We start from the raw sequence: 21,782 nt of genomic DNA on the forward strand, positions 1-21,782 counted from the left end.
AGGATATTGATTATCTTGCGATAATCAATATCTAATTATTAGATATTGTTGAGCCGCCATGAATATCGAAAGACTGTCGCTGGATCAATTACGGGTATTTGCCCAAGTCGCCGATAGCGGCAGTTTTCTGGCCGCAGCACGGGCGCTGACGCGGGCTCAGTCGGCGGTCAGCTATGCGATCAGCACGCTGGAAGGCCAACTCGGCCTGCCCTTGTTCGATCGCAGCAGCTATCGGCCGCAACTGACCGCGGCTGGCATCGAGCTATTGCGCGACGCCCGCCAGGTACTGGATCAGGTTGATGCGCTGCAGGCGCGCGCCGCCGCCTATGCGCAAGGGCAGGAGCTGGAGATCACGCTGGCGCTGGACGTGTTTTTCCCGACCTCGGCGCTAGTGGTGTTGTTAGGCGATTTCCGCCAGGCGTTTCCCGGCGTCACGGTGCGTTTGGAGATCGAAGCGCTAGGCGCCGTCGCCGAGCGCGTGATCGACGGCGAAGCAATGCTCGGCGTGCTCGGCACCTTGCCGATCATTCCGTCTAATCTGCTGCATGTCAGCTTGCCGACGGTACTGCTGGTCGGCGTGGTGGCGCCAAGCCACGCGCTGGCGCAGATCAGCGGCCGTATTCCCAGCCATGTGCTGGAGCAGCAGGTGCAACTGGTGCTGAGCGACCGCAGCGCGCTCACCGCCAATCAGGATTTCTCGGTGCATTCTTCGCTGGCCTGGCGCATGAGCGATCTCGGCACCAAGCACGCGTTGCTGCGCGCCGGCTTGGGTTGGGGTTATATGCCGCAGCACGTGGTGGCCGACGATCTCGCGAGCGGCCGGCTGGTGCGTATCCTGACGGCCGGCCATCCGCCCCAAGGCGCGGCGCTGCCGATGCAATGCGTGTACCGGCCCGATCGCGAAGTCGGCCCGGCGCTCAGCTGGTGGCTGGATGCGCTGGCGAAGCTGACTAGCCTGGGTTAACCAACACAGCGCCCCGAAGAGCGCTGCCGGTTGCGCCCGAAGGCGCTGTCCGGCACAATACCGCCAGCTTCGGAGATGGCATTCCTCCCTGAACCGCTGCGCTTGACCTTGAATCCGCACGGGTTCAATCGATAAAGCAGCTGATGATGCCTGCAAGTTCCTGGATGGGATTTGCAGGCGTGCGCGATTAGATCGTCCTGCCATCCAGGTTTGAGTTCTTCAAATCTAGTATCCATATTTATGAAAAAAACAAAATATCCTGAACAGTTCCTGATGCTGGCATACCTCGCGCGCTGGCTGCTGCTGGCGTCCGCGGTTGGCGCCTTGGCCGGCCTGGCGTCGGCGATTCTGTTGCTGTCGCTGGAGTGGGCCACGGATACGCGCAATGCTCATCGCTGGCTGTTGTGGCTGCTGCCGCTGGCGGGGTTTGCGGTCGGGCTGATTTATCACTTGCTGGGTAAATCGGTCGAGGGCGGCAACAACCTGCTGATCGATGAAATCCACGATCCCCAGCGCATCGTGCCGAAACGCATGGCGCCATTGATTCTGGCCGGTACCGTGATTACCCATTTGTTCGGCGGTTCCGCCGGCCGCGAGGGTACTGCGGTGCAGATGGGCGGCGCCCTGGCCGATGTGATTACCCGCATCACCCGGCTCGGTCCGGACCAGCGCCGCATCCTGCTGATGGCAGGCATCAGCGCCGGTTTCGCTTCAGTGTTCGGAACGCCGCTGGCCGGCGCCGTCTTCGGGCTGGAAGTGCTGGCCATCGGCCGCCTGCGTTACGACGCCATCCTGCCTTGCTTCATCGCGGCCATCATCGGCGATCAGATCCCGGCTTTGCTCGGAGCGCAGCATACTCACTATGCGATTCCCTTCGTGCCGCATTTCAGCATCGGGATTTTTGCTGCGACGCTGGCGGCCGGCATCGTGTTCGGCGTGGTCGGTATGGTCTTCGCGCAAGCAACCCACGGCTTGTCGCGCCTGGTCAAGCGTCTCGTCAAGTTCCCGCCGCTGCGGCCGTTTGCCGGCGGCGTGGCGGTATTGCTGCTGGCCTTGTTGCCAGGTACGGACAAGTATCTGGGGCTGGGGATTCCAACCATCGTCGAGGCCTTCGAGAAACCGCTGCCGGCCTACGACTTCGCCGGCAAAATCGTCTTCACGGTAGTCACCCTGGCGTCCGGTTTCAAAGGCGGCGAGGTGACGCCGTTGTTCTACATCGGCGCCACGCTGGGCAACGCCCTGGCGCAGTTGCTGGCGTTGCCGATCCCGGTGCTGGCCGGGCTGGGGTTCGTGGCGGTATTCGCCGGCGCCGCCAATACGCCGCTGGCGTCGACCATCATGGCGATCGAATTATTCGGGCCGGAGATCGGCGTGCTGGCCGGGATCGCCTGCGTTGTCAGTTACCTGTTTTCCGGCCACACCGGGATTTATCATGCGCAACGGATAGGCCACGCCAAGCGCCTGACGATCCCCGAGGGCATGCGCTTGTCGGAGATCGCCGGTTTTCGCAAACGCGGCAATGAGGACGATAAGCTTGATAAAGCCGACGGTCGGATCGAATAGGGCGAACCGAAGTTAAGCTGTAATTCAGCCGAACTTGCGTACCGCATCCAGCGCCAGGCCGGCGCCGATGCTGCCGAACAGATCGCCTTCCACCGCCTTCGCCGATGGCACCAGGGCGGCGATCTTGTGGCGCAACAGTTGCACGCCGCTGGAGCCGCCGGTGAAAAATACCGTATCCACCTGCGCCGGCGTCACACCCGCATCGCGCAGCAGATTGCTGACGGTGTCTTCCACCGTCCCCACCAGATGCGCAATGCTGGCGTTGAATTGCTGCCGCGTCAGGCTCAAGGCCTGGTTTGGCGCGATGCGATCCAGGCTGAGTTGCACCGTCTCCGCATCGGACAAACCGATCTTGCCCTGTTCCACCTGCAAAGCCAGCCAATGCCCGGCGCGCTGTTCGACCAGATCCAGCAAGCGCCCGAATTTTTCGCGCTCGACGGTTTCACGCTGCACATCCTTCAACTGTTGCCAGGCCTTGCGCGTATAAATCTGGTTGATAGTGTGCCAGGTCGCCAGGTTGAAGTAATAGCTGGACGGCACCTCGCTATTGTTCACCAGGCGGCTGCCCAGCCCCAGCATCGGCATCACGCTCGACAGGCTCAGGTACTTATCGAAATCGGTGCCGCCGATATGGACCCCGCCGGTCGCCAGGATATCGTCGCGCCGCTCGCTGTCGGCAGCGCGCTGCGGCGACAAGCGCACCAGCGAAAAGTCGGAAGTGCCGCCGCCGATGTCGACGATCAGCACCAGTTCCTCGCGCTGTATGCTGGATTCGTAATCGAAGGCGGCGGCGATAGGTTCGTACTGGAAAGCGATGTGCTGGAAACCGACCGAGCGGGCGATTTCCGCCAGCGTATCTTCGGCACGCTGGTCGGCGGCCGGATTATCGTCGACAAAAAACACCGGACGACCCAGCACCACGCTCTGGAAATCCCTGCCGGCGGCGCGTTCGGCGCGGGTTTTCAGTTCAGCGATGAAGTGGGTCAGCAAGGCGCGGAACGGCAGCGCCCGGCCTCCAACTTCAGTCTGGGCGTCGATCAGGCTGGAGCCCAGCAAGCTCTTCAAGGAACGCATCAAACGCCCCTCGTAACCGGCCAGATAGCCGCTGAGCGCGGCGCGGCCGAAGCTGAAGGCGTCGTCCTCGGCGTTAAAGAAAACCACCGAAGGCAAGGTGACTTTACCGTCTTCCAGCGGCAGCAAGGCATTCTGTCCAGGCCTGCTCCAGCCAACTGTGGAATTAGACGTGCCGAAATCCACGCCGCAAGCGCTAGTCATACGCAGACCTCACAAATAAAAAAGGGGCCGGCAATGGTATACCAAATGTGGGCTGGTTCCACAGGTAGTACACGGATAACAACAGCAAACTTTGATGAATAACGGTGTTTGGCAATAAGGTTGCGGGATTGATGGTGCTTGGAAGCAATATCGTATGCAATCAGCGGTCAGGGTAGCGTTGCTTGCAAGCTAGCGGCGCGCAACGGACGCTACCGGTAGATAGCCGAGCCTGGTCAGATAACAGTCTCCAGATGCTCACGAAGTCTCACAATATCATCTCCAACGTCGGCTTGTTTCATGACGTCGTGAGAGGAAAATGACGGCAGGATTTCTGCGCCGCAAAATTTGTAGTTGGCGGTATTGTTTACGAATACGTCATCGACCGATTTTCCTTGAAACAGAACCTGCTCCGCATCGCCGAATGCTTCTTCGGGGGCGTTCCATGTCAAGGAAAGCATGTACTTCTTGCCATGCATCTTCCCGCCAGTCCCATACTGCTTGCTCGGGTCTTGCCGGGTGCGCCCGTCATCGACCAGCAAACTCTGTTGAACGAGGCCGGCTGTGAACACCTCGTCGACGTATTTCTTGTATATCCACGGCATCCCGAACCAGTAAACCGGTGATTGCAGAATGATGATGTCTGCCCTGACATGCTTTTGAACTTCGGCGTCGACATCGTAGCCTTGCTCAATGTCTGTTTGCATGACTTCATAGTCCCGCTTCTCCATTTCCTCCTTGATGATTCCGGCCATGGTCTTGTTCAGCTTGCCTGTGGAAATGCCTTGATAGAACTGGTGGGCGTTGATTATCAGTGCTTTTTTCATCGTTGATCCTATGTGATTGTCCGAATAAATGCGGCGTTGAATCGTTATTTACTGGCTGCCATTGTGAGCCCGGTGATGACAAACAGGTTTGCCGGATTTGATCTTGTTATTGCCTAATTCGATGATTTCGAAACGAATCCGGAAAGAAGGCAAGTCGATGATGCTAGACTAGGCCTTGATGATTACTCCTGTGAAGACGATATGAAGTCAGGACACAGCATGCCTTTGGCGAATGCAAACGATCTTGCTCAATTGGTGGGAGGCATTGCCCAAACCGATGGAGACTACACTACGCAAATTCCGGCACTGATGATTTATCGTCGTAGTACAGTTACCGACCCGATGCCATGCATCTATGGTCTGGGGTTGGGTATAACGGTACAAGGCGGCAAGCGGGTCACGCTTGGCGATGAGATTTTTGACTATGGGCCAGGACAATCGCTCGTCACGTCGGTTGACCTGCCGGTGTCGTCCTATGTGACGCGCGCCAATCGCGTCGAACCTTATCTGGGCATGCGTCTTGAATTGGATGCCCGTGTCATTGCCCAGGTGGCTGCCGAGATGGATTTTTCGGCGCCACTCAAGGCAGCGCCCTCGCGCGCGATGTCCGTCGTGACCTTGGATGACGGCCTGCTGGGGGCGCTGACCCGGCTGATCCGGCTCTTGGACGAACCGCACCTGATTCCACTCATTGCGCCGCTGATCCAGCAGGAAATAGTTGTCCGGTTGCTGAACGGGGAGCATGGGCCGACGCTGCGCCATCTCGTCACAAGCGGCGCTCCTAGTCAGCAGATTGCCAAGGTAATCGCTTGGTTGAAGCAGCACTTTACGGACGATGTACCCATCGATGATTTGGCTGTCAAAGCTCACATGAGTCCGTCTACCTTCCGCCAGCACTTTCGTGCGGTAGCGGGTATGAGCCCCTTGCAGTATTTAAAGCATCTACGCCTGCAGGACGCCCGGCAACTGATGCTTAACGAAGACCTGGATGCGAGCAGTGCCGCGATACGCGTGGGGTACGAGAGTGCGTCCCAGTTCAGCCGGGAATACACCCGCTTGTTTGGGGCGCCTCCGCTAAGGGACATCAAGCGGTTGCGGGAATCTGCCTGAGAAAAGGCGGACCACATGTTGGAAGAAATGTTGGGAGCCTTTGACTCAGAGCGGTCAAGGTAAAAACCAGAGAGATTCTGATCAACTTGCTTTTTGACGATAAAACATAGAAATAGGCAAGATAAAAGTCAAAACAGGCAAGCGCATTCCACCGGCAAAGCCGCATACTTTTAGCGTCCATGTCCAACGCCATCAAAATTGCCGGCGCCCTGCCTGCACGCCGGGTTTTGAATGTCTGGCCAGGGAAAATTCGCCGTGCCCCGTCGCACCCACACTATGGAGAACCGCAACCCATGAGCACGCTCAACGTCAACGGCCGTCAGCACACGGTCGACGCCGACCCCGGCACCCCCATCCTCTGGGCTCTGCGCGACACGCTGGGCATGACCGGCACCAAGTTCGGTTGCGGCGCTGCGCTGTGCGGCGCCTGTACCGTGCACCTGGACGGCCAGGCTACCCGGTCGTGCATTACACCTATCTCTGCCGCAGAAGGCAGGAAGATCACCACCATCGAGGCCATGACCGACGGCAGCGATCCGGTCGGCGCCGCCGTGCATGCGGCATGGGTCAAGCACGACGTGGCGCAGTGCGGCTACTGCCAGAGCGGCCAGATCATGAGCGCCACGGGCTTTCTCAAGTCGCTGCCCCGCGGCAAGCAGCCGACCGCCGCCGAGATCGACTCGGCCATGGCCGGCAACATCTGCCGCTGTGGCACCTATGCCCGTATCCACGCTGCGGTGACCGATGCCGCCAAAACCCTCGCCTGAAGGAGTTGCCGTGTTACCTAATGTTGACTACAGCGAAATGCCGCGTGCTCTGCAGCACCTGTTGACCCGAGGACAAGCCGACGATGCTGTCGCGCTGCCGCGCCGCCAGTTCCTCAAGCTGGCCGGCTCCGTCGGCTTGGCGATCGGCGCCTTTCCCCATCTGGCCATGGGACAAGCCGCCAATAACGGCCAGGCTGGGAAGGCCCTCAAACCGACCGAACAACCGTCGGCCTTTGTACAGATCGCCCCTAATGGCGAGGTCACGGTAGCCGTCAATCGGCTTGAGTTTGGCCAAGGCGTACAGACGGCGTTGCCGATGATCCTGGCCGAGGAGCTGGACGCCGACTGGAGCCTGGTCCGCAGCAGGCACGGCTCGAACGACCCTGCCTACGTCGACCCGCTCTTCGGCATTCATCTCACCGGCGGCTCTCATTCGATCAAGAACAGCTTCACGCAGTATCGCGAGCTCGGCGCGCGCGCCCGGGCCATGCTGTTGAGCGCCGCTGCGGCGCGCTGGAAGGTGGACGTGGCTAGCCTGCGCACGCAGGCCGGCTCGGTGCTGGGTCCTGGGGGGCGCAAACTGGGTTACGGCGAACTGGCGGAAGCCGCGATGGCCTTTCCCGTGCCCGAGAAAGTCGCGCTGAAGGACCCCAAGGATTTCCGCATCATCGGTCGTCCCACCACGCGCCTGGACGCGCGCGCCAAGAGCAGCGGCCGGCAGCAGTTCGGGATTGACGTCCGCCTGCCTGGTCAGTTGACGGCCGTGGTGGCGCGCCCGCCGATGTTCGGTGCGCGTCTGGCATCGGTGGACGATAGCGCCGCGCGCGCTGTGAAAGGCGTGAAGGCCGTGCTGCGCGTGCAGCTGGATCGCGGCGCCGAAGGCGTGGCCGTGATCGCCGATGGCTACTGGCCGGCCAAGCAGGGGCGCGATGCGCTGAAGCTGCAGTGGAATACCGCCGCCGTCGAGAAAGTAGACAGCGAACAGCAGTTGGCACAGTACCGCGCGCTTGCCGGTCAGCCCGGCCCGCGCCGGTTCGACGCCGACATCGCGCCTTTAGCAACGGCGCCCCGGCAACTGGAAGCCGAGTTTGTATTCCCCTACCTGGCCCACGCGGCCATGGAACCCCTGAACTGCACCGTTGCGCTCACCGACGGGCGCGCCGAGATATGGACCGGCTCCCAATGCCCCGGCCTGGATGGCGCCGCAGTCGCACGCGTGCTCGGCATCAAGCCAGAGCAGGTGGAGGTGCATGTGCAAATGGCGGGCGGCGGCTTCGGCCGGCGCTTCTCAAGCGGCAGCGACTTCGTGGTCGAAGCCTGCGAGATCGCCAAGGCGGCCCGCGCTGCCGGCTTGAACGTGCCGGTGCGCACGCTCTGGAGCCGCGAGGACGACATGCGCGGCGGTTACTACCGTCCGATGCACCTGCATCGCGCACGCATCGGTTTCGACGAGCGCGGCAAGGTGCTGGCCTGGGATCATGTCATCGTCGGCCAGTCCATCACCACGGGTTCTGTCTTCGAGCAGTTCCAAGTGAAGAACGGCATCGACGCCACGGCAACCGAAGGCATGCGCGAGCCTTATGCGCTACCGATGCGTCTGACGGTGCATCACCCCAAGCTCAACGTGCCGGTACTGTGGTGGCGCAGCGTAGGCTCCACTCACACCGCCTTCGTGATGGAAACCTTGATCGACGAGATCGCCCGCAGTACGCAACAGGACCCGGTGGCCTACCGGATGCAGCTCTTCGGCGACAAGAACGCGCGCCACCGGGCTGCCCTGCAATTGGCGGTGGAGCAGAGTGGATATGGCAAACAGCAATTGCCGGCCGGACGCGCCTGGGGCGTGGCGGTGCACGAATCCTTCGACTCCGTGGTGGCCTACGTGGTGGAGGCCTCGGTGCAGGACGGCCGGCCGGTGCTGCACCGCGTGACCGCCGGCGTGCACTGCAATCTCGCGGTCAATCCGCGCACCTTGGAAGCGCAAGTGCAAGGCGCGGCGGTCATGGGCATGTCGATGTGCCTGCCAGGCTCAGCCATCACGCTCAAGGACGGCGTTGTCGAGCAGAGTAACTTCGGTGACTTCACGGTGGCGCGCATTACCGACATGCCGGTGTTCGGCGTCCACATCGTACCCAGCGCCGAGCCGCCGACCGGCATGGGTGAGCCGGGCCTGCCGCCGCTGGCCCCGGCTTTCGCCAATGCCATTACGCGGCTGACCGGCAAGCCGCTGCGGCAGCTGCCGTTCAACCTGGCGTAAGCCGGCGCCATGGATGATCTCGACGCACTGGTCTTGCGCACCGCGCTGGACTGGCAGGTTGCGGGCCTGCCCGTAGTGCTCGTCACCGTCGCGCGGACCTGGGGTTCCTCGCCTCGGCCGCCTGGCTCGCTCATGGCTATCAACGGGCGGGGTGAGACGGCCGGCTCGGTGTCGGGCGGTTGCATTGAGGACGATCTCATCCTCAGTATCCGGAAAGGCGGGGCACAGGCCGTCTGCGCAAGCGGCCTGCCTACCGTGCTGCGCTACGGCATCTCAGCTGACGAGGCGCACCGTTTCGGCTTGCCTTGCGGGGGCACTGTGGAACTGGTGCTGGAACCGGTGTCTGCGCACAGCCGGTTAGACGAACTTCTGCTGGCCTGCGAGCAGCGGCGCAGCACCGAGCGGGTGCTGGACCTGCACACCGGCCGCGTGGAACTGCGCGAAGGCAGGCGTGATGGCGTGCCCCGGCTGGACGACCAGCAGCTGACCACCTACCTGGGGCCACAGGGCCGCCTCATCGTTATCGGGGCTGGAGACCTCTCGCGCTATCTGTGCCAGATGGCGCTGAGTCTAGGCTTCGAGGTCGTCGTCTGTGACCCGCGGGAGGAATACCGCGCAAGCTGGCAGTTGAATGGCGTGGTGGTCAGCCGCGAAATGCCAGACGACTTGGTCTTGCGGCTGCGGCCCGATGCGCGCACCGCCGTGGTAGCCCTGACGCACGATCCCAAACTGGACGACCTGGCCCTGATCGATGCACTGCAGTCCAAGGCTTTCTATGTCGGCGCCATCGGCTCACGCCGCAACAGCGAGCAACGCCGCGAACGGTTACGCACGCACTTCGACATCGCGGAGCCCGCGCTGCGGGGCCTGCATGGGCCGGCGGGCCTCTACATCGGCAGCAAGACACCCGCCGAGATCGCGCTGTCTATCATGGCCGAGGTTGTGGCCGTGAAGAACGGGATCCGCTTGCCTTCACCCATGCCAATGGTGGCTGGCAAGTCATTGTATGAAAATCTCGGGCACCGGGCGCCAGCCGCCACTAGCAGCTGCAATGTCTAGAGCATGTTATCGGCGGGAATAGCGCCGTTTAGTAACGGCGATCGCGCTTGAACAGTGTGGCGGCCAGGATCACGGCCAGCACCGCAGACCACAACAGCGACCATTGCGGGATCGACAGGCCCAGGATCGGATCGTAAGGGGTGGTGCAGAGTGCGTAAGCGTCAACCTTGAACACGGACGGCAGCAATGCGGCAGGCGGCAGCGCGTTCATTGGCGCTTCCAGCGCATCCCGGCCGCATGAGGCCGATGGATGAGCGATGACCCACAGATGCCAGGTGGCGGTGCCGGCGCCGCCCAGTCCCGCCAGGACGCCGATCCCTGCGCCAGCTTTTTGGGCGCCGGCCGGCAAGCCGGCGCAAATCAGGCAAATCAACGCGATCGCCGCGAATGCATAACGCTGTATCACGCACAGCGGACAAGGCTGCATGTCCTGGTAGTGCTGCAAATACAATGCACCAGCCAGGATGGCGAGGGCGATGAAGGCGACTGCAAGCAAAACGGATCTGGTTGTTTTCATTTTGAAGCTATGAAGTGAGTCGTAATTGTAAAATGGACAGCTCGCACGTGAAGTCAGCCATAGACCGACTCTGGCGCGAGAGTGCCTGAGCTGCGGAGTGAGCGATGTGTGTAAAGCATTTTTTCAAGCGCTAACCATGCTGCAAGGCTGTCTTATTTTTCCTTTGGGGATTCGCCATCCGATGCCGCCACCATCAGCAAAGCGCCGATAATTGAAATATTTTTCAAGAAGTGGTTAAGCTGATTCTGCAAGCCGGCAGGTTCTGCTTGCCAGAACCGATGGGCGGTCAAAGTTGCTATTACCGTGAACAGGGCCACGATCACAGCGACAGGACGGATATGCCAACCGCTGAGAATCGCCAGGCCCCCTCCAGCCTCAACCAGAATCGCGACCAGCACGGCGATAGTAGCGAACGGCACGCCGATGCGGTCCATATAGCCAACCACGCTAGAAAAGGCGGTGATCTTGAGCACGCCGGAAATGACGAACAGCGAGGCAAGAAGGGTGCGGCCAATGCGATACAGTACAGGTGAAGTTTGCATGATTTTTCAATATTTAATAGATTGTGATGTCAGTTGAGATTTACTTTGAAGCCACTACTGCATCAACTGACCTAGCGGATGATCTGATGCTGAACCGGATAGCTAAGGAAAACGTAGTTCAATATTGTGGTGGCACGCATAGTGCACCACCACATCCTTCTATTCGCGTGGCCTGCCTATAAGCTATCTGTTCAATGGCCAGCGTTTATGCGGAGCACATCCAGCTCTCGATTCGCAACAGTTGCATCAGCGTTCAATTCCGCTTTGACTGCGGCGCGAGTCGTGGCCGGCGCGGCAGGCTGCAGGACCGGGTTGGTCGAGGCAGGAGAGTTCAGACCGCCCTCATCACTTTCCTGCTTCAATTCAGCGATAACCTCTGCACGAGTCTTGTTCGATGCAAAAGAAACTTCTGGCGGATAACTTGCTTCAGCAAAAACGGCGCCTGTGGCAGCCACAAGAGTCGCAGTAATCATTATTTTTGGCATGTGCATTTTGCGCTTTCAGTAGAAATATGCGCCGGGATGGCGACGGTGGCGGCAGACTGTGAAACTTGTTTTCCAGCATGTCTTACCGCGTGATCGATACTATGCGCAAAGAAAATGAAGATAAATTAGCTAAAATGCGATCCTCCGTTCTGTATATGGAACGATAAAGACAGGATTTTTGATGAACAAATTAACCATCGACCTCAATGACCTGTATTTCTTTGTACAGGTTGTCGACAGCAAGGGCTTCACGGCGGCGGCAGACGCGCTGGGCATACCGAAATCCAGATTGAGCCGGCGTACTGCAGAACTGGAAAAATTGCTGGGAGTCAGATTGCTGCACCGGACCTCGCGCCGGATCGCGCTTACCGACGTTGGCGCCGAGTTCTACCGGCATTGTGTTGCGATGATCGTCGAAGCCCATGCCGCCGAAGATGTCGTGCAACGCACCTTGGTCGAACCGGTGGGGGTGATACGCTTTAGCGCTCCAGAAGGAATGGTGGATTTGATCCTGAGTGACCTTCTGCCGCGCTTCATGGCCATGTATCCAAAAGTCCAGGTCATGACGCAGATTACCAATCGCAACGTAGACCTGATCGAAGAGAGGATAGATGTAGCCTTGCGGATTAATGCACAGGCACTGGAGAATTCCAGTTTAGTTCAAACCAATCTGTGCCCAACCCCGTGGGGGCTATATGCAAGCCCTTCTTTTATAGAGCGTGCCGGGCAGTTGCAATGCCCGGCCGATCTGGCCCCGCTGGACGCGCTGGTATTTGGCATGGAGGAAGAAGCACCGGCATGGCGATTGCTGAACCACGCAGGTGAACAGCAAGCGGTTGCCTTAAAGGCACGCATGAGAAGCGACAACATCCGGCTTCTTAAAAAGGCAGCGCTTGCGAATATGGGAGTGATAGCATTGCCGCGCCACGTATGTTCGGAGGATCTGGCACAAGGTTCTCTGCAACGTGTGCTACCCGATTGGCAGCCTCCGGCGGGACAGGTGCGGCTGGTATTCCCGACCCGCCGCGGCCTCGTTCCTGCCGTGCGGGCGTATATAGAATTTCTGAAAGCGGAGTTGCCGGCCAGAGTTGCACTGCTATCTGGGAACAATTGACTAAGGGGAGAGGCGTTCATTTCATTCCGATTTGACCGGTCGGTTCGGCTCGAATTGCGACCTCCATGTTTGGCATGTCCTGTCACGGCCCCCAACCCCTCGGGTCGTCACCAGCGCGAAAAATGCTCCTCGGTCACCCCCACCAGATGTTCCACCGGCCGTGGCGCGGCATTGGGTTCCGGCTTGACCCAGCCGCTGAAACTGCCTATCGGCTGGATATAGCGAGTGGTGGCGATCAGCAGGTTCTTGTTTTCACGGCGCGCACCTTCCGGCATGAATTGCAGGTCGAGCAAACCATCGTCGGTATAGATATGCCAGGGCGCCAGCGGCGCAGCAGGGTCGTACTCGAAACGCACATGGCCAAGCGCATGCAACTGGCCGTCTAGCCACAACGCATTCTCTTGCTTGCCGAAATATCCGGCTTGCAGATTGAAGCCGATATCCAGGCCGTGGGCCGAGGCCCAGCGCCATTCGGTACTGCGCGCCAGCAAGCCATTCGAGTAATCGAAGCTGGCGACGCCTCCTGCCAAGTCATAGCGCTGCTCGCCCACCCGCACTTCGCCATTGAGCGGCATGCCCGGCGATTTCTGGGTGGCATGCACCGAGCCGTGCACAATCGGCCCGACTGCCAGCAGCAAGGGGGCTGCGTCGCTGGCGTCGAATTCAGCTTCAAGCTCGAATTGCTCGCATTGCAAGCTGAGCTGGTATTTGCCGTCATGCGGATTGCCGGCGGCCGGCGGCTGATAGTCGATCCGGTTGCCGAAACAATGGAAACGGCTGGCGCCGCTCACCCGATCGCTGACTTTAGCGCTCAGGCCGGGTATGCCGCCTTGCGAGAAGCCGGCAATCTGCTTGCCTTGCTGACGATCGAAGACATAAGCGAAAGCGGTGTTGGTCCAGCCGATGTCGACAATCGCGATGCCGCACAACAGCTGCGGCGTCGACAGCGCCACGTATTGCCAGCGCTTGTGATGCAAGCGCCGCCACAGGCTGTTGCGCGCATACGGCGCGGCCAGGGTCGACCAGTCGATAGCGCCAGTCTGGCCGGCATAACGCCCCATGCGCGGCTGGCCGTCGGCATCGATGATATTGGCGGGAGCCGCTGGCAGGCTCGGTGACAATGGGGAAGTCATGCGCGGTGATAAAGCATCAGTGAGCTTCAATCAGTGAGTCTCAAGCAGTTGTTTCAAGGTAGCCAGGTCGCGCAGCACCCAGTTTGCATCCGCCTCGAATTTTTCATCCGACATGTGAGCAAGACGGAACAGGGTGAAATGCAACTCACAGCCATCGCCGTTGGCGATCAGCCGCATCGGGACATAAATCTCCGCGCCGGTCGCCGGTAGCACCCAGTGATCCAGCACGCCATAGGGGTTGCTTGGGCTAAAGCGGATCTTGACCTGGCCGTCCGGCGTATCGGCGATCCACTCGCCGTTCACCTGCGCCAGGTTTTTTCCCAGGCCGCTGGCCCATTGTGCAAAATTTTCGGGGCGTGAGACGAACGCATAGGCATCCCGCAGATCGCGCTGAATCGTAATGCTGAGATGACGGGTGGGGCAGCTTGATGGCACGGGCGTCTCCTGGCGATGGGCTGGGAATGTCTGATCCGATTCCAGAAATGCATGTTACGGATCGCTTGGCTTTCTGTCTACTGTCTAAGTTACCTGCTCGTGATCGCGGCCGCTACCCTTTACAATGCCGGGTTGCTCATTGATTTATACCGTTAAGTGGCCGAGGGCAGAGTTTCACGGCAATTCTCGATATATTTCCATTTTTGCAATGTATTTTCGTAACTTGTTTTTGTAACTATTGCAGGCAACCCGATTGTTTTTCGAACCAGACCGACTTAATTTTTTCAGGCCGCTTGCCGGCAAACACCGTGGCGTGGTGGTGGCTTGCGTGCGGGCGCTGTATGAGCGGTTGCATGGCCCCAGCGCCGACTATGGCCAGAACCTGACGCGCGACGGCTTGCGCGATCTGTTGCTGCCGGTGGTGCAGCAAGCGTTGCAGGAAGCGCGCCAGATCATGCTGATGCAGGAAGAGGCGGCCGGCACTGAATTGGCCGACGACGATTTCATTCCGCCCGGCGCCGACGATCAGCAAAGCAGCAGCGCGCTGTTGCGGACCCTGCTCAGGGACGGCTGGCTGGAAACCTTCGGCGACCGCGCCGGCCTGGTCACCGCCTACCGCTTTACCCGTGCCGGCAAATTGTTTGCCGAAGCGTTCTGGGCCATCGACCGGCGCAGCGCGCGCACCCGGCAGCGCAATGTGCGCAGTTGCCGCAATGCGCTCAACGCCGCGCTGCGCAATGTCGACGCCTACGATCTGATCGATGCCTACGACTACGCCGAAAAAGTCATCAGCGATTTATCGGAAGGCGTCGATTATTTCCAGGAGCTGGTGCGGCGCTTGATGCTGGAAGCATCGCAAACGCCGTGGGACGGTTTCATGGAATTTCTGGACCGCTTCGAAAAGGAATTCAAGAAGCAGTTGACCGCCGACAGCATTGAACGCCATCGGCAGGCGATCCGCGACGTGATCGCCCGTTTGCATAGCCTGGAGGAAGATAAGTCACGGGCGCTGGAAGAGCAGCTCAACGATATCGCCCGCTGGGCCAGCCAGGAACGGCAAGGGCCGTCGACGTTGGAGTGGATGCTGGACCGCATCGAAGAAATGGTGGAGGCGGCATGCACCACCAAACACCCGGAACTGATCAAGGCCATGAGCGTGTATATGCAGCGCGCCGCCAGCATCGTGCAGCAGGCGCTGATGCTGCGCGGCGGCCAGACCCGCCAGGCTTATAGCCTGGCCATCAGCAAGACCGCCAAGCTCAGCGGCGAAGCCCAGAATGCTTTTCTGGAGCGCATCGGCGCCGCCATCGCCCCGGCTGAAATCCGCCTGCTCGATCCGGCCGCTTTCAAGTTGCGCAGCGCCTCGCAACGGCGCAAGGCCTTGACCGTGACGGCGCAGCCGAAAGTGACGCGCGACGCCCGGCTGGCGGCCGCCATGTATCGCGCCGAAGCCGACGCCTTTGCCTTGTCCAACGACGACATCGTGCACCGGATCCGCGCCGAACTGCGCTTGCGCGACCGGCCGATCCGCCTGTCGACGCTGCCGGTGGCTACCACTACCGATGTCCTCAACAATATGCAAGTGGTGGAAGCCGTGCGCGGCGCGCGCGACGAACGGCTGACCGTGCAGAAATTGCCGAGCAAACTCTGGAACGAGTTTTATGCCGGCGACGATTATCAGATCGAGATGAAACATGACATTGAATGAAACACTGAACGAACAACTGGCCATCCACAATTTGTCGCTGGAGCGGTTTCGCGAAATCGTCGGACGCCTGTTTGCCGCCGGCATCGTGCTGCGCGAGGAAGACGGCGTCGAGCAACGCCTGTACGACGATGCGCGCCGCATCGAAACCTGTCTGGGCGAATACTTCCGGCTCGGCGGCTTTCGGCTTGAGCACAACCTGAAGGGCGAATTTTTCCGTCTATATGCGCCGGGCGCAGAAGTGCCCGGCATGCCGGAAGACGGGCTGGAACCGGTGCCGGGTTTGCGCGCCCGGCTGTCGCCGGATTTTGTGGCGGCGGCATTGGCGCTGCGCTTTCAGTATCAGCAAGGCTTGTCGGAAGGCGGCAACCGGCTGACTGATTCGGGCGAGGTATTGACGCGCTTTGAAGAATTGTCGGCCACCTTGCAGACCCAGTTGAAGCGCGCTCTGCCGCCGACCAGCATCGAGCGGCAGCGCTTGCTCAACGATCTGAAACGGCATCGCCTGATCCGGCTGGCCGCCAATTTTTCCATGGATGATGAAGACGCCTTGCTGGCGATCCGGCCGACCATTCTCTGCATCATCAGCGACGATATGCTGGAAGCTGCGCTGGAATCGGAACCGCAATCGGCGGAAGCCGGCGCTGACAGCGCAGCCGCAGCCGAAGTGGAGGCAGAACACGCCAGCCTGCAAGTCATGACGGAACAAGAAAGCATTGAAGGAAACATCGAATGAAGCTGGATAAACTGATCCTGGTGAACTGGGGCGCGCTGCGCTCGCAGGAATACCCGATGGGAAACATGACTTTGCTGACCGGCCCCACCGGCTCTGGCAAATCGACCATGCTGGACGCCTTGCAAACGGTGATGACGGCGGTATACCAGAATATTTTCAGCTATAACCCGGGGCAGGATGAAACCACCCAGGGCGCGCGCAACGGTAAAACCAAACGCACTTTGTGGTCTTACATCGTCGGCGCCGAGGATAATTTGTTTGCCCGTCCGAATGGCGCGCACGGCTATATCGCCGCAGTGTTCAAGCCGAGCGAGGGCGAGGAGGGGCGCGAGTTCACGGCGCTGGTGGCGGCTTCGGCCCGGGTCGATGGCGCCGGCGAACGGCGCCAGGCAGTATCGGAACGGCTGGCATTGCTGATCATCGACGGCGCCGCGCTGCAACTTGGCGATCTGACCTCGACCGAGATCGACGGCGGCATGGCGGTGGTTGCGGTCGAAAAGATCGAACATCACTTGTCTGGAAAATATCGCGGCATCACCAATTTCCGCGACAGCAAGCGCGAGTATCTGTGCCAGCTGTACGGTCGCTTCCGCGGTCAGAAAACAGTTGCCTTTGCCGAAGCCGAAAGCGCCGCCAGAGCCTGGAGCCAGTCGATAGCGCACAAACCTATCGGCAGTGTCGACGATCTGGTCAAGCATCAGATCCTGGAACTCGACACCACGCAACTGTCGCAGCGCATCGGCCAGATCAGCAAGCTGATGCGGCAGGTGAACGAATTGCGCAAGGAAGGCGAGCGCCTGAGCGACAACGTCAAGCGCCTGGAGCTACTTGGTAAAGCGGTCGGCGACACGGCGCGCGCGCATCAAGCGGCATGCCAGTCGCAGCTGCTGGTGTCGTCGCTGGCTTTGCGGGAAGACCAGCGCCAGCTGGAAGCGGCTACTTCCGCGATCGAGGGATTGCAGGCGCTGATCAGCGATGAAACCGAGAGCGCCGATAAGCTGGAGCAGGACCGTAGCGCCAAGAACCGCAGCCTGACGCAGATCCACGCGCAGATGATGGGCATTCCCGCGGCCGAACAAAAGACCCGGATTCAAAACCAGATCGAGCAAAACGACGGCAAGATCAGGGCCGTATTCAACTCTTTGCAGCAGAATGCGCTGCTGGCCCAGCAACTGGAAAGCGCGGCGCGCAGTGTGGCCGGCATGCAGATCCCGCCGCAGCAAAAAGAGATCGCCAACGCCGCCCGCCAGGTTGTGCTGGCGCTGTCGGCCGCTGGCACGCTCGATCTCACTACGCATCTGCGCAGCATCGCCGAACTGGCCAAGGCAGAACAAGTGGATGTGCTGAAATCGCTGATGCTGGTCAACGACTTTGAAGGTGTCGACGCTGCCTTGGGAAAATTGCACGGCGCGCTGGCCGGCACCGAACATAGTTTCGTCTCTGCCTTGCATACGCAGATTGCGCAATTGCGGGCCGCCGAGCACGACGCCTTGCGCCATGAAAAAGACGCCGCTTCGCGCAAAGCCAATCTGGCTGAAGGCGGCGCTGACTATCCACAGCATATCCGCCATGCGCTGAAGGAATTCCGTTCCGAGCTGGGGGCGGCGCGAGCCCAGGTCTTGTGCGATCTGGTGGAACCTCTGTCGGCGGAATGGCAGGCGGCGATCGAAGGTTATCTGGGCGGCGCCCGTTTCAACCTGGTGGTGGATCAGGAGTGGGAAAGCAAGGCTATCGCCTTCGTAAGGCAGAAAAAACTGCGGGCCAATGTGATCCAAGGCAGCTTCTGTCTGAAAAATCTGAAAGTGGAAAGAACGGCCAGCGATTCCATCGTGCATGAGCTCAGCACCGAGCATCCGATTGCGCATGCCTATCTGCACGATCAGTTCGGCCAGGTGGTCAAGGTGGCCGATACCGAAGCCTTGCGTCATACCTCGCGTGGTTTGACCAAGGACGGCAAGGGCAGCGGTTCGCGCACCATGTTCACCGCCGATACCGATCTGCTGGTATTCGGCCAGGAAGCAAAGCGCCTCGCCAAGCAGCGTGCCGAACAAGAGCATGCGCAAGCAGAACAAGAGTTGACGCAACTGCGCGCCCAGTTGCGCGAATTGCAGGGCGCGTTGGCCTTGATGGGGCAATTGCAATGCCCGTCGTTTGCCGCGATTGACGAACTGGAAAATCTGGTGCGCGAGCTGGATGCCGCACGCCAGGATCTGAGCCGGCTCGACCTGACCCAGGTCAGCAAGCTGGAAGATGAAGCCGAAGCATTGGGCGTCGAGATCGCTGCTTTGGAGGCGCGTAAGACCGCCTGCAGCAAAAACATCGGCGGCCATGAAAAAGCCATACAAGGCCATCAGGCCGTGATGACACGTTTGAGTTTTGGCCTGAGCGGCAAGCAAACGCGAGTCGATGGCGATACCGAAAAATTGCGCGACCTGTGCATCGTCAACGGCAGCCTGTCTTTCACCGCGCTGACAGACGAAGTCGCTGCGTGGGTGGGCGATGGCAGCTATTCGCAATCGCAGGCATCCAGCAATGTCGCCAGACAAACCGCGCTCAGCTGGCAGTTATACGGCGATGCGCGCAACGCGCTTGGCGAGTACCATGCCCATGCGCGTATCGACGAGCGTTTTGAAGTGGCTCAGGGCGAGGATTTGCGCGATGGCGATTTTACGCCGCTGTATGCGCTGATGGTGGGCTTGCAAGAGCGCACTCGCGGGCAATTGACGCGGCAGAAAGATATCGGCCTGATCAAGAACCTGGAGCAGTTGCGCACGGCCGAAGCGTCGTTCAACGATGTATTTACCAAGCAGTTCTGCTACGAGATCCGCAACGCAGTCGATACCGGCGTGCGGACCTTGAAAACACTGAATACCGAACTCGACAAGCTCAAGTTCGGCACCGATAAATTCCGCATCGACTGGTCGGAATGGATACCGGAATTCAAGGCTTATTACGATTTCTTTTGCGCTACCTCTGAGATGTCGGATACGCAGGAGGCCGGCAACCTGTTTGCCGATCCGGTGCTGAGCGCGGAGAATTGCCAGGTTCGCGGTCGCTTGGTGCAATTGCTGTTGTCGGACGACGAAGACAAGGCGGTCAAGGAGTTGCAGCGGGTTGCCGACTATCGCAACTACCGGCGCTACGAAATCTACAAGGAATCCGATACCGGTTCGCACGTCCGTTTATCGGAGTGGGGCACCGGCTCCGGCGGCCAGCTGGAGACGCCGGCCTACATCATTCACGCCGCAGTGGTCACCAACCGCCTCAAGCGTTTCGAGAAGGGCAACAGCCTGCATTTGCTGGTCAACGACGAATCGTTCGCCAAGATGGATGAAGGGCGCGCCCGCGATGTCTTGAAGTTCTTGCGCGATCATCTCGGCATGCAATTGATCTGCGCCATGCCGACCAAACACGCCGGTGCAATCAAACCGGAGTTCTCGCGCGAATGGAGTTTCAGCCGCACCGTCGCCGACGGCAACGGCGAAGTCGGTTTCGTCTCGGAATCGGACGAGCGCGAACTGCGCTCGGACAAGCTGCGCGAATTGTGGGAGTTGCGGCGTGTGCAGGTGCGCGAACAGGCGCAGATCAATTTTGAAGCGGCTGAGCAAGCGGCATGAATGCGCTCGCGAGCTCGCCTTGGATCTGCTTATGCATTGACTTTGGTTGGCCGCCGTTTGAAAAAATCCACCGCGTGCTGGCGTGTCTTGATGTTTGCCAGCGTGGTGGCAGGATCAAGGCCGAAGCGGCGCGCCGATCCGCTCACCAGGCTTTTCTGCAGATCATTCGGCGCGCTCGATAGCGCCGGTTGCACCATGGCCGCGCCTGGCGCCGTAATATCGGGCAGATCGGTGCGTGGCGTGTTCAGCGTCAATACCTGAGAGAGCGTCGGCGCCACCGCGATGCGCTCGCTCGGCAGCATGTCCGACGGCGCGATGCCGATCCAGTCGCGCAAGGTCGCGAGTATCGAGGTATGGTCGTAAGGGACCGTCGTATCGGAGCGGAATACCGTGCCCGCGGCGATGTAAGGCGAGACTACCACGGTCGGTACGCGCACCCCGAAACGGTCAAACAAAAAACCGTCGTCGCCGGGTGTGCTCGCTACATCCGGCGGCATGGCGTGGGCCGGCGGAAGTACATGATCGTAGCAGCCGCCGTGTTCATCGTAGGTGATGATGAGCAGGGTCTTGGCCCAGCCTGGGGAGCTGCTGACGGCGCTCCAGATTTCGTGGAGAAAGGCTTCGCCCGCCTGTACATCGTGCGGCGGGTGCTGGTCGTTCGGCTGCAGCAGGAAACACGGTTCGATGAAAGAGTAGCGCGGCAGGGTATCGCTGGCGCAGGCGTCGACGAATTCGGTAAAGCGGCCGAAGTGGCCGTTGAGCATCGGATCCCACAGTTTTGGAAACATGGTGCGCGTGAGCGATGGCGTCAACAGGGTATCGCTGTATACCGCCCAGCTGGCGCCGCATGCCTGGAGCACGTTGTAGATGGTCGGCACGTCCCAATCCAGCGGGTCGGGCGGGCTGCCGTTGTTGATGCGTCCGTTGGACGTGCCGGCGTGGACAAAAGCGCGATTCGGCCAGGTCTGGCTGGGTACCGAACAGAACCAGGCGTCCGATACCGCGTATTGTTGCGCCAGTGTCGCCAGCACCGGCAATTGGGTGCGGCTGTGGCATTGCATGATCTCGGTGGCGTCGGCGGTCGCTGTCGTCGCGTAGTTGAGAACGAAGCCTTGCATCGGCCAGCGCGGATTGGCGACAACCCCTTCCGGTCCGTACAGCTGATACGTCACGTTGTCGAAGGTTTCCGCCGGATCGGGATCGGGTATGGTGGCGGAGCTGGTCACCGGTTTGACCTCGACCTGCTGCGGCGGATCGCCGCTGAAATAGCCTGAGTTCGCCGGATTCCAGAGGCCGGGCCGCAAACCGTCGTATTGCGCAGCGCTCCCCTTTGGCAAGACCACGGCTGGCATGGCGCCGTCTGGGTAGAGTCCGCCGAGCATATTGTCGAGCGAGCGGTTTTCCAGCATGACGACCACGATGTGTTCTATCTGGGGCAGGATCTGGGACATGTGCGCCTCCTTGTTTTGGAGTGTAGTCACGCAGTCCGGGAAGTCAAGAAGGCTCAGGTCCGCCATGCAGCATGGCGCTGTCGCCGGTGCTCTCGATCAAATCCTGGCGTGATCCCGGAGCCTGAAAAGCAAGATCACCTGTCAAAAGTGACAGCTCCTGGTTGGGTGTCGTAATACAAGACCTGCCCCTTTTGTTCTCATATAGCTTGTAGAGCAAAGGCCAAACAA

The 21,782-nt window shown here is 60.2% G+C and carries 18 protein-coding genes and 1 riboswitch; of the genes, 10 read left to right on the top strand and 8 right to left on the bottom strand.

Features of this window, described 5'->3' with window-relative positions:
• Positions 1-58 precede the first annotated feature (58 nt).
• Together KHU33_RS05630 and KHU33_RS05635 are read left to right on the top strand one after the other, a co-directional pair.
• Entirely contained in the window at positions 59-964 is a 906-nt protein-coding gene (locus KHU33_RS05630) for a LysR family transcriptional regulator (RefSeq protein WP_211461533.1), read from the top strand.
• Between the two features lie 62 nt (positions 965-1,026).
• Positions 1,027-1,124: riboswitch (Fluoride riboswitch) on the top strand.
• Positions 1,125-1,204: 80 nt separating this feature from the next.
• Positions 1,205-2,527 carry a voltage-gated chloride channel family protein gene (locus KHU33_RS05635; protein WP_211461534.1) on the top strand — a complete coding sequence of 441 codons (1,323 nt, stop codon included), beginning with the start codon at positions 1,205-1,207 and terminating at the stop codon, positions 2,525-2,527.
• Positions 2,528-2,551: 24 nt separating this feature from the next.
• Here the strand turns inward: KHU33_RS05635 and KHU33_RS05640 are convergent, their stop codons facing one another.
• A complete protein-coding gene (locus KHU33_RS05640; protein WP_211461535.1) occupies positions 2,552-3,802 on the bottom strand; it encodes an Hsp70 family protein in 1,251 nt (416 codons plus the stop codon).
• 233 nt (positions 3,803-4,035) lie between these two features.
• Positions 4,036-4,626 (bottom strand): NAD(P)H-dependent oxidoreductase, encoded by a 591-nt coding sequence (locus KHU33_RS05645; protein ID WP_211461536.1) that lies wholly within the window; start codon positions 4,624-4,626, stop codon positions 4,036-4,038.
• Between the two features lie 201 nt (positions 4,627-4,827).
• Here KHU33_RS05645 and KHU33_RS05650 point away from each other — a divergent pair, with 201 nt between their 5' ends.
• The 4 genes from KHU33_RS05650 to KHU33_RS05665 all read left to right on the top strand — a co-directional run bounded on the left by KHU33_RS05650 (position 4,828) and on the right by KHU33_RS05665 (position 9,819).
• Positions 4,828-5,736, top strand: coding sequence for an AraC family transcriptional regulator (locus KHU33_RS05650; protein ID WP_230414071.1), 909 nt, complete (start codon positions 4,828-4,830; stop codon positions 5,734-5,736).
• Positions 5,737-6,029: 293 nt separating this feature from the next.
• Positions 6,030-6,503, top strand: a complete 474-nt coding sequence (locus KHU33_RS05655; RefSeq protein WP_211461537.1) for a (2Fe-2S)-binding protein — start codon at positions 6,030-6,032, stop codon at positions 6,501-6,503.
• Between the two features lie 37 nt (positions 6,504-6,540).
• Positions 6,541-8,760: a xanthine dehydrogenase family protein molybdopterin-binding subunit gene (locus tag KHU33_RS05660; RefSeq protein ID WP_407928249.1), complete on the top strand. Its 2,220-nt coding sequence runs from the start codon at positions 6,541-6,543 to the stop codon at positions 8,758-8,760.
• 9 nt (positions 8,761-8,769) lie between these two features.
• On the top strand, positions 8,770-9,819 hold the full coding sequence (locus KHU33_RS05665) for an XdhC family protein (protein ID WP_211461539.1): 1,050 nt from the start codon (positions 8,770-8,772) through the stop codon (positions 9,817-9,819).
• Between the two features lie 28 nt (positions 9,820-9,847).
• Here the strand turns inward: KHU33_RS05665 and KHU33_RS05670 are convergent, their stop codons facing one another.
• The 3 genes from KHU33_RS05670 to KHU33_RS05680 form a co-directional block, all read right to left on the bottom strand.
• The gene (locus KHU33_RS05670) at positions 9,848-10,336 is read right to left on the bottom strand and encodes a disulfide bond formation protein B (RefSeq protein ID WP_211461540.1); all 489 of its coding nucleotides are present in this window, start codon (positions 10,334-10,336) and stop codon (positions 9,848-9,850) included.
• 152 nt (positions 10,337-10,488) lie between these two features.
• Positions 10,489-10,878, bottom strand: a complete 390-nt coding sequence (locus KHU33_RS05675; protein ID WP_211461541.1) for a DoxX family protein — start codon at positions 10,876-10,878, stop codon at positions 10,489-10,491.
• A gap of 191 nt (positions 10,879-11,069) precedes the next feature.
• The gene (locus tag KHU33_RS05680; protein WP_230414073.1) at positions 11,070-11,363 is read right to left on the bottom strand and encodes a DUF4148 domain-containing protein; all 294 of its coding nucleotides are present in this window, start codon (positions 11,361-11,363) and stop codon (positions 11,070-11,072) included.
• Positions 11,364-11,544: 181 nt separating this feature from the next.
• Between KHU33_RS05680 and KHU33_RS05685 the strand changes: the two genes are divergently transcribed.
• Positions 11,545-12,477 carry a LysR substrate-binding domain-containing protein gene (locus KHU33_RS05685; RefSeq protein ID WP_211461543.1) on the top strand — a complete coding sequence of 311 codons (933 nt, stop codon included), beginning with the start codon at positions 11,545-11,547 and terminating at the stop codon, positions 12,475-12,477.
• A gap of 107 nt (positions 12,478-12,584) precedes the next feature.
• Here KHU33_RS05685 and KHU33_RS05690 read toward each other — a convergent pair whose 3' ends face one another.
• Together KHU33_RS05690 and KHU33_RS05695 are read right to left on the bottom strand one after the other, a co-directional pair.
• A complete protein-coding gene (locus KHU33_RS05690; RefSeq protein WP_211461544.1) occupies positions 12,585-13,610 on the bottom strand; it encodes a DUF2804 domain-containing protein in 1,026 nt (341 codons plus the stop codon).
• Between the two features lie 30 nt (positions 13,611-13,640).
• The gene (locus tag KHU33_RS05695) at positions 13,641-14,045 is read right to left on the bottom strand and encodes an SRPBCC family protein (protein WP_211461545.1); all 405 of its coding nucleotides are present in this window, start codon (positions 14,043-14,045) and stop codon (positions 13,641-13,643) included.
• 253 nt (positions 14,046-14,298) lie between these two features.
• Between KHU33_RS05695 and KHU33_RS05700 the strand changes: the two genes are divergently transcribed.
• The 3 genes from KHU33_RS05700 to KHU33_RS05710 are packed head-to-tail and all read left to right on the top strand — an operon-like array spanning position 14,299 to position 20,103.
• Positions 14,299-15,753, top strand: a complete 1,455-nt coding sequence (locus KHU33_RS05700; protein ID WP_211461546.1) for a Wadjet anti-phage system protein JetA family protein — start codon at positions 14,299-14,301, stop codon at positions 15,751-15,753.
• A complete protein-coding gene (locus KHU33_RS05705) occupies positions 15,740-16,486 on the top strand; it encodes a DUF4194 domain-containing protein (protein WP_211461547.1) in 747 nt (248 codons plus the stop codon). The genes KHU33_RS05700 and KHU33_RS05705 overlap by 14 nt, the downstream gene beginning before the upstream one ends.
• Positions 16,483-20,103 (top strand): ATP-binding protein, encoded by a 3,621-nt coding sequence (locus KHU33_RS05710; RefSeq protein WP_211461548.1) that lies wholly within the window; start codon positions 16,483-16,485, stop codon positions 20,101-20,103. Before KHU33_RS05705 ends, KHU33_RS05710 begins: the two co-directional genes overlap by 4 nt.
• Before the next feature lie 29 nt (positions 20,104-20,132).
• Here KHU33_RS05710 and KHU33_RS05715 read toward each other — a convergent pair whose 3' ends face one another.
• Positions 20,133-21,554, bottom strand: coding sequence for an alkaline phosphatase family protein (locus tag KHU33_RS05715; RefSeq protein WP_211461549.1), 1,422 nt, complete (start codon positions 21,552-21,554; stop codon positions 20,133-20,135).
• Positions 21,555-21,782: the final 228 nt, after the last annotated feature.

Origin of the sequence: Collimonas silvisoli, assembly GCF_018305005.1 — a bacterium.
Lineage (GTDB): Bacteria > Pseudomonadota > Gammaproteobacteria > Burkholderiales > Burkholderiaceae_D > Collimonas > Collimonas silvisoli.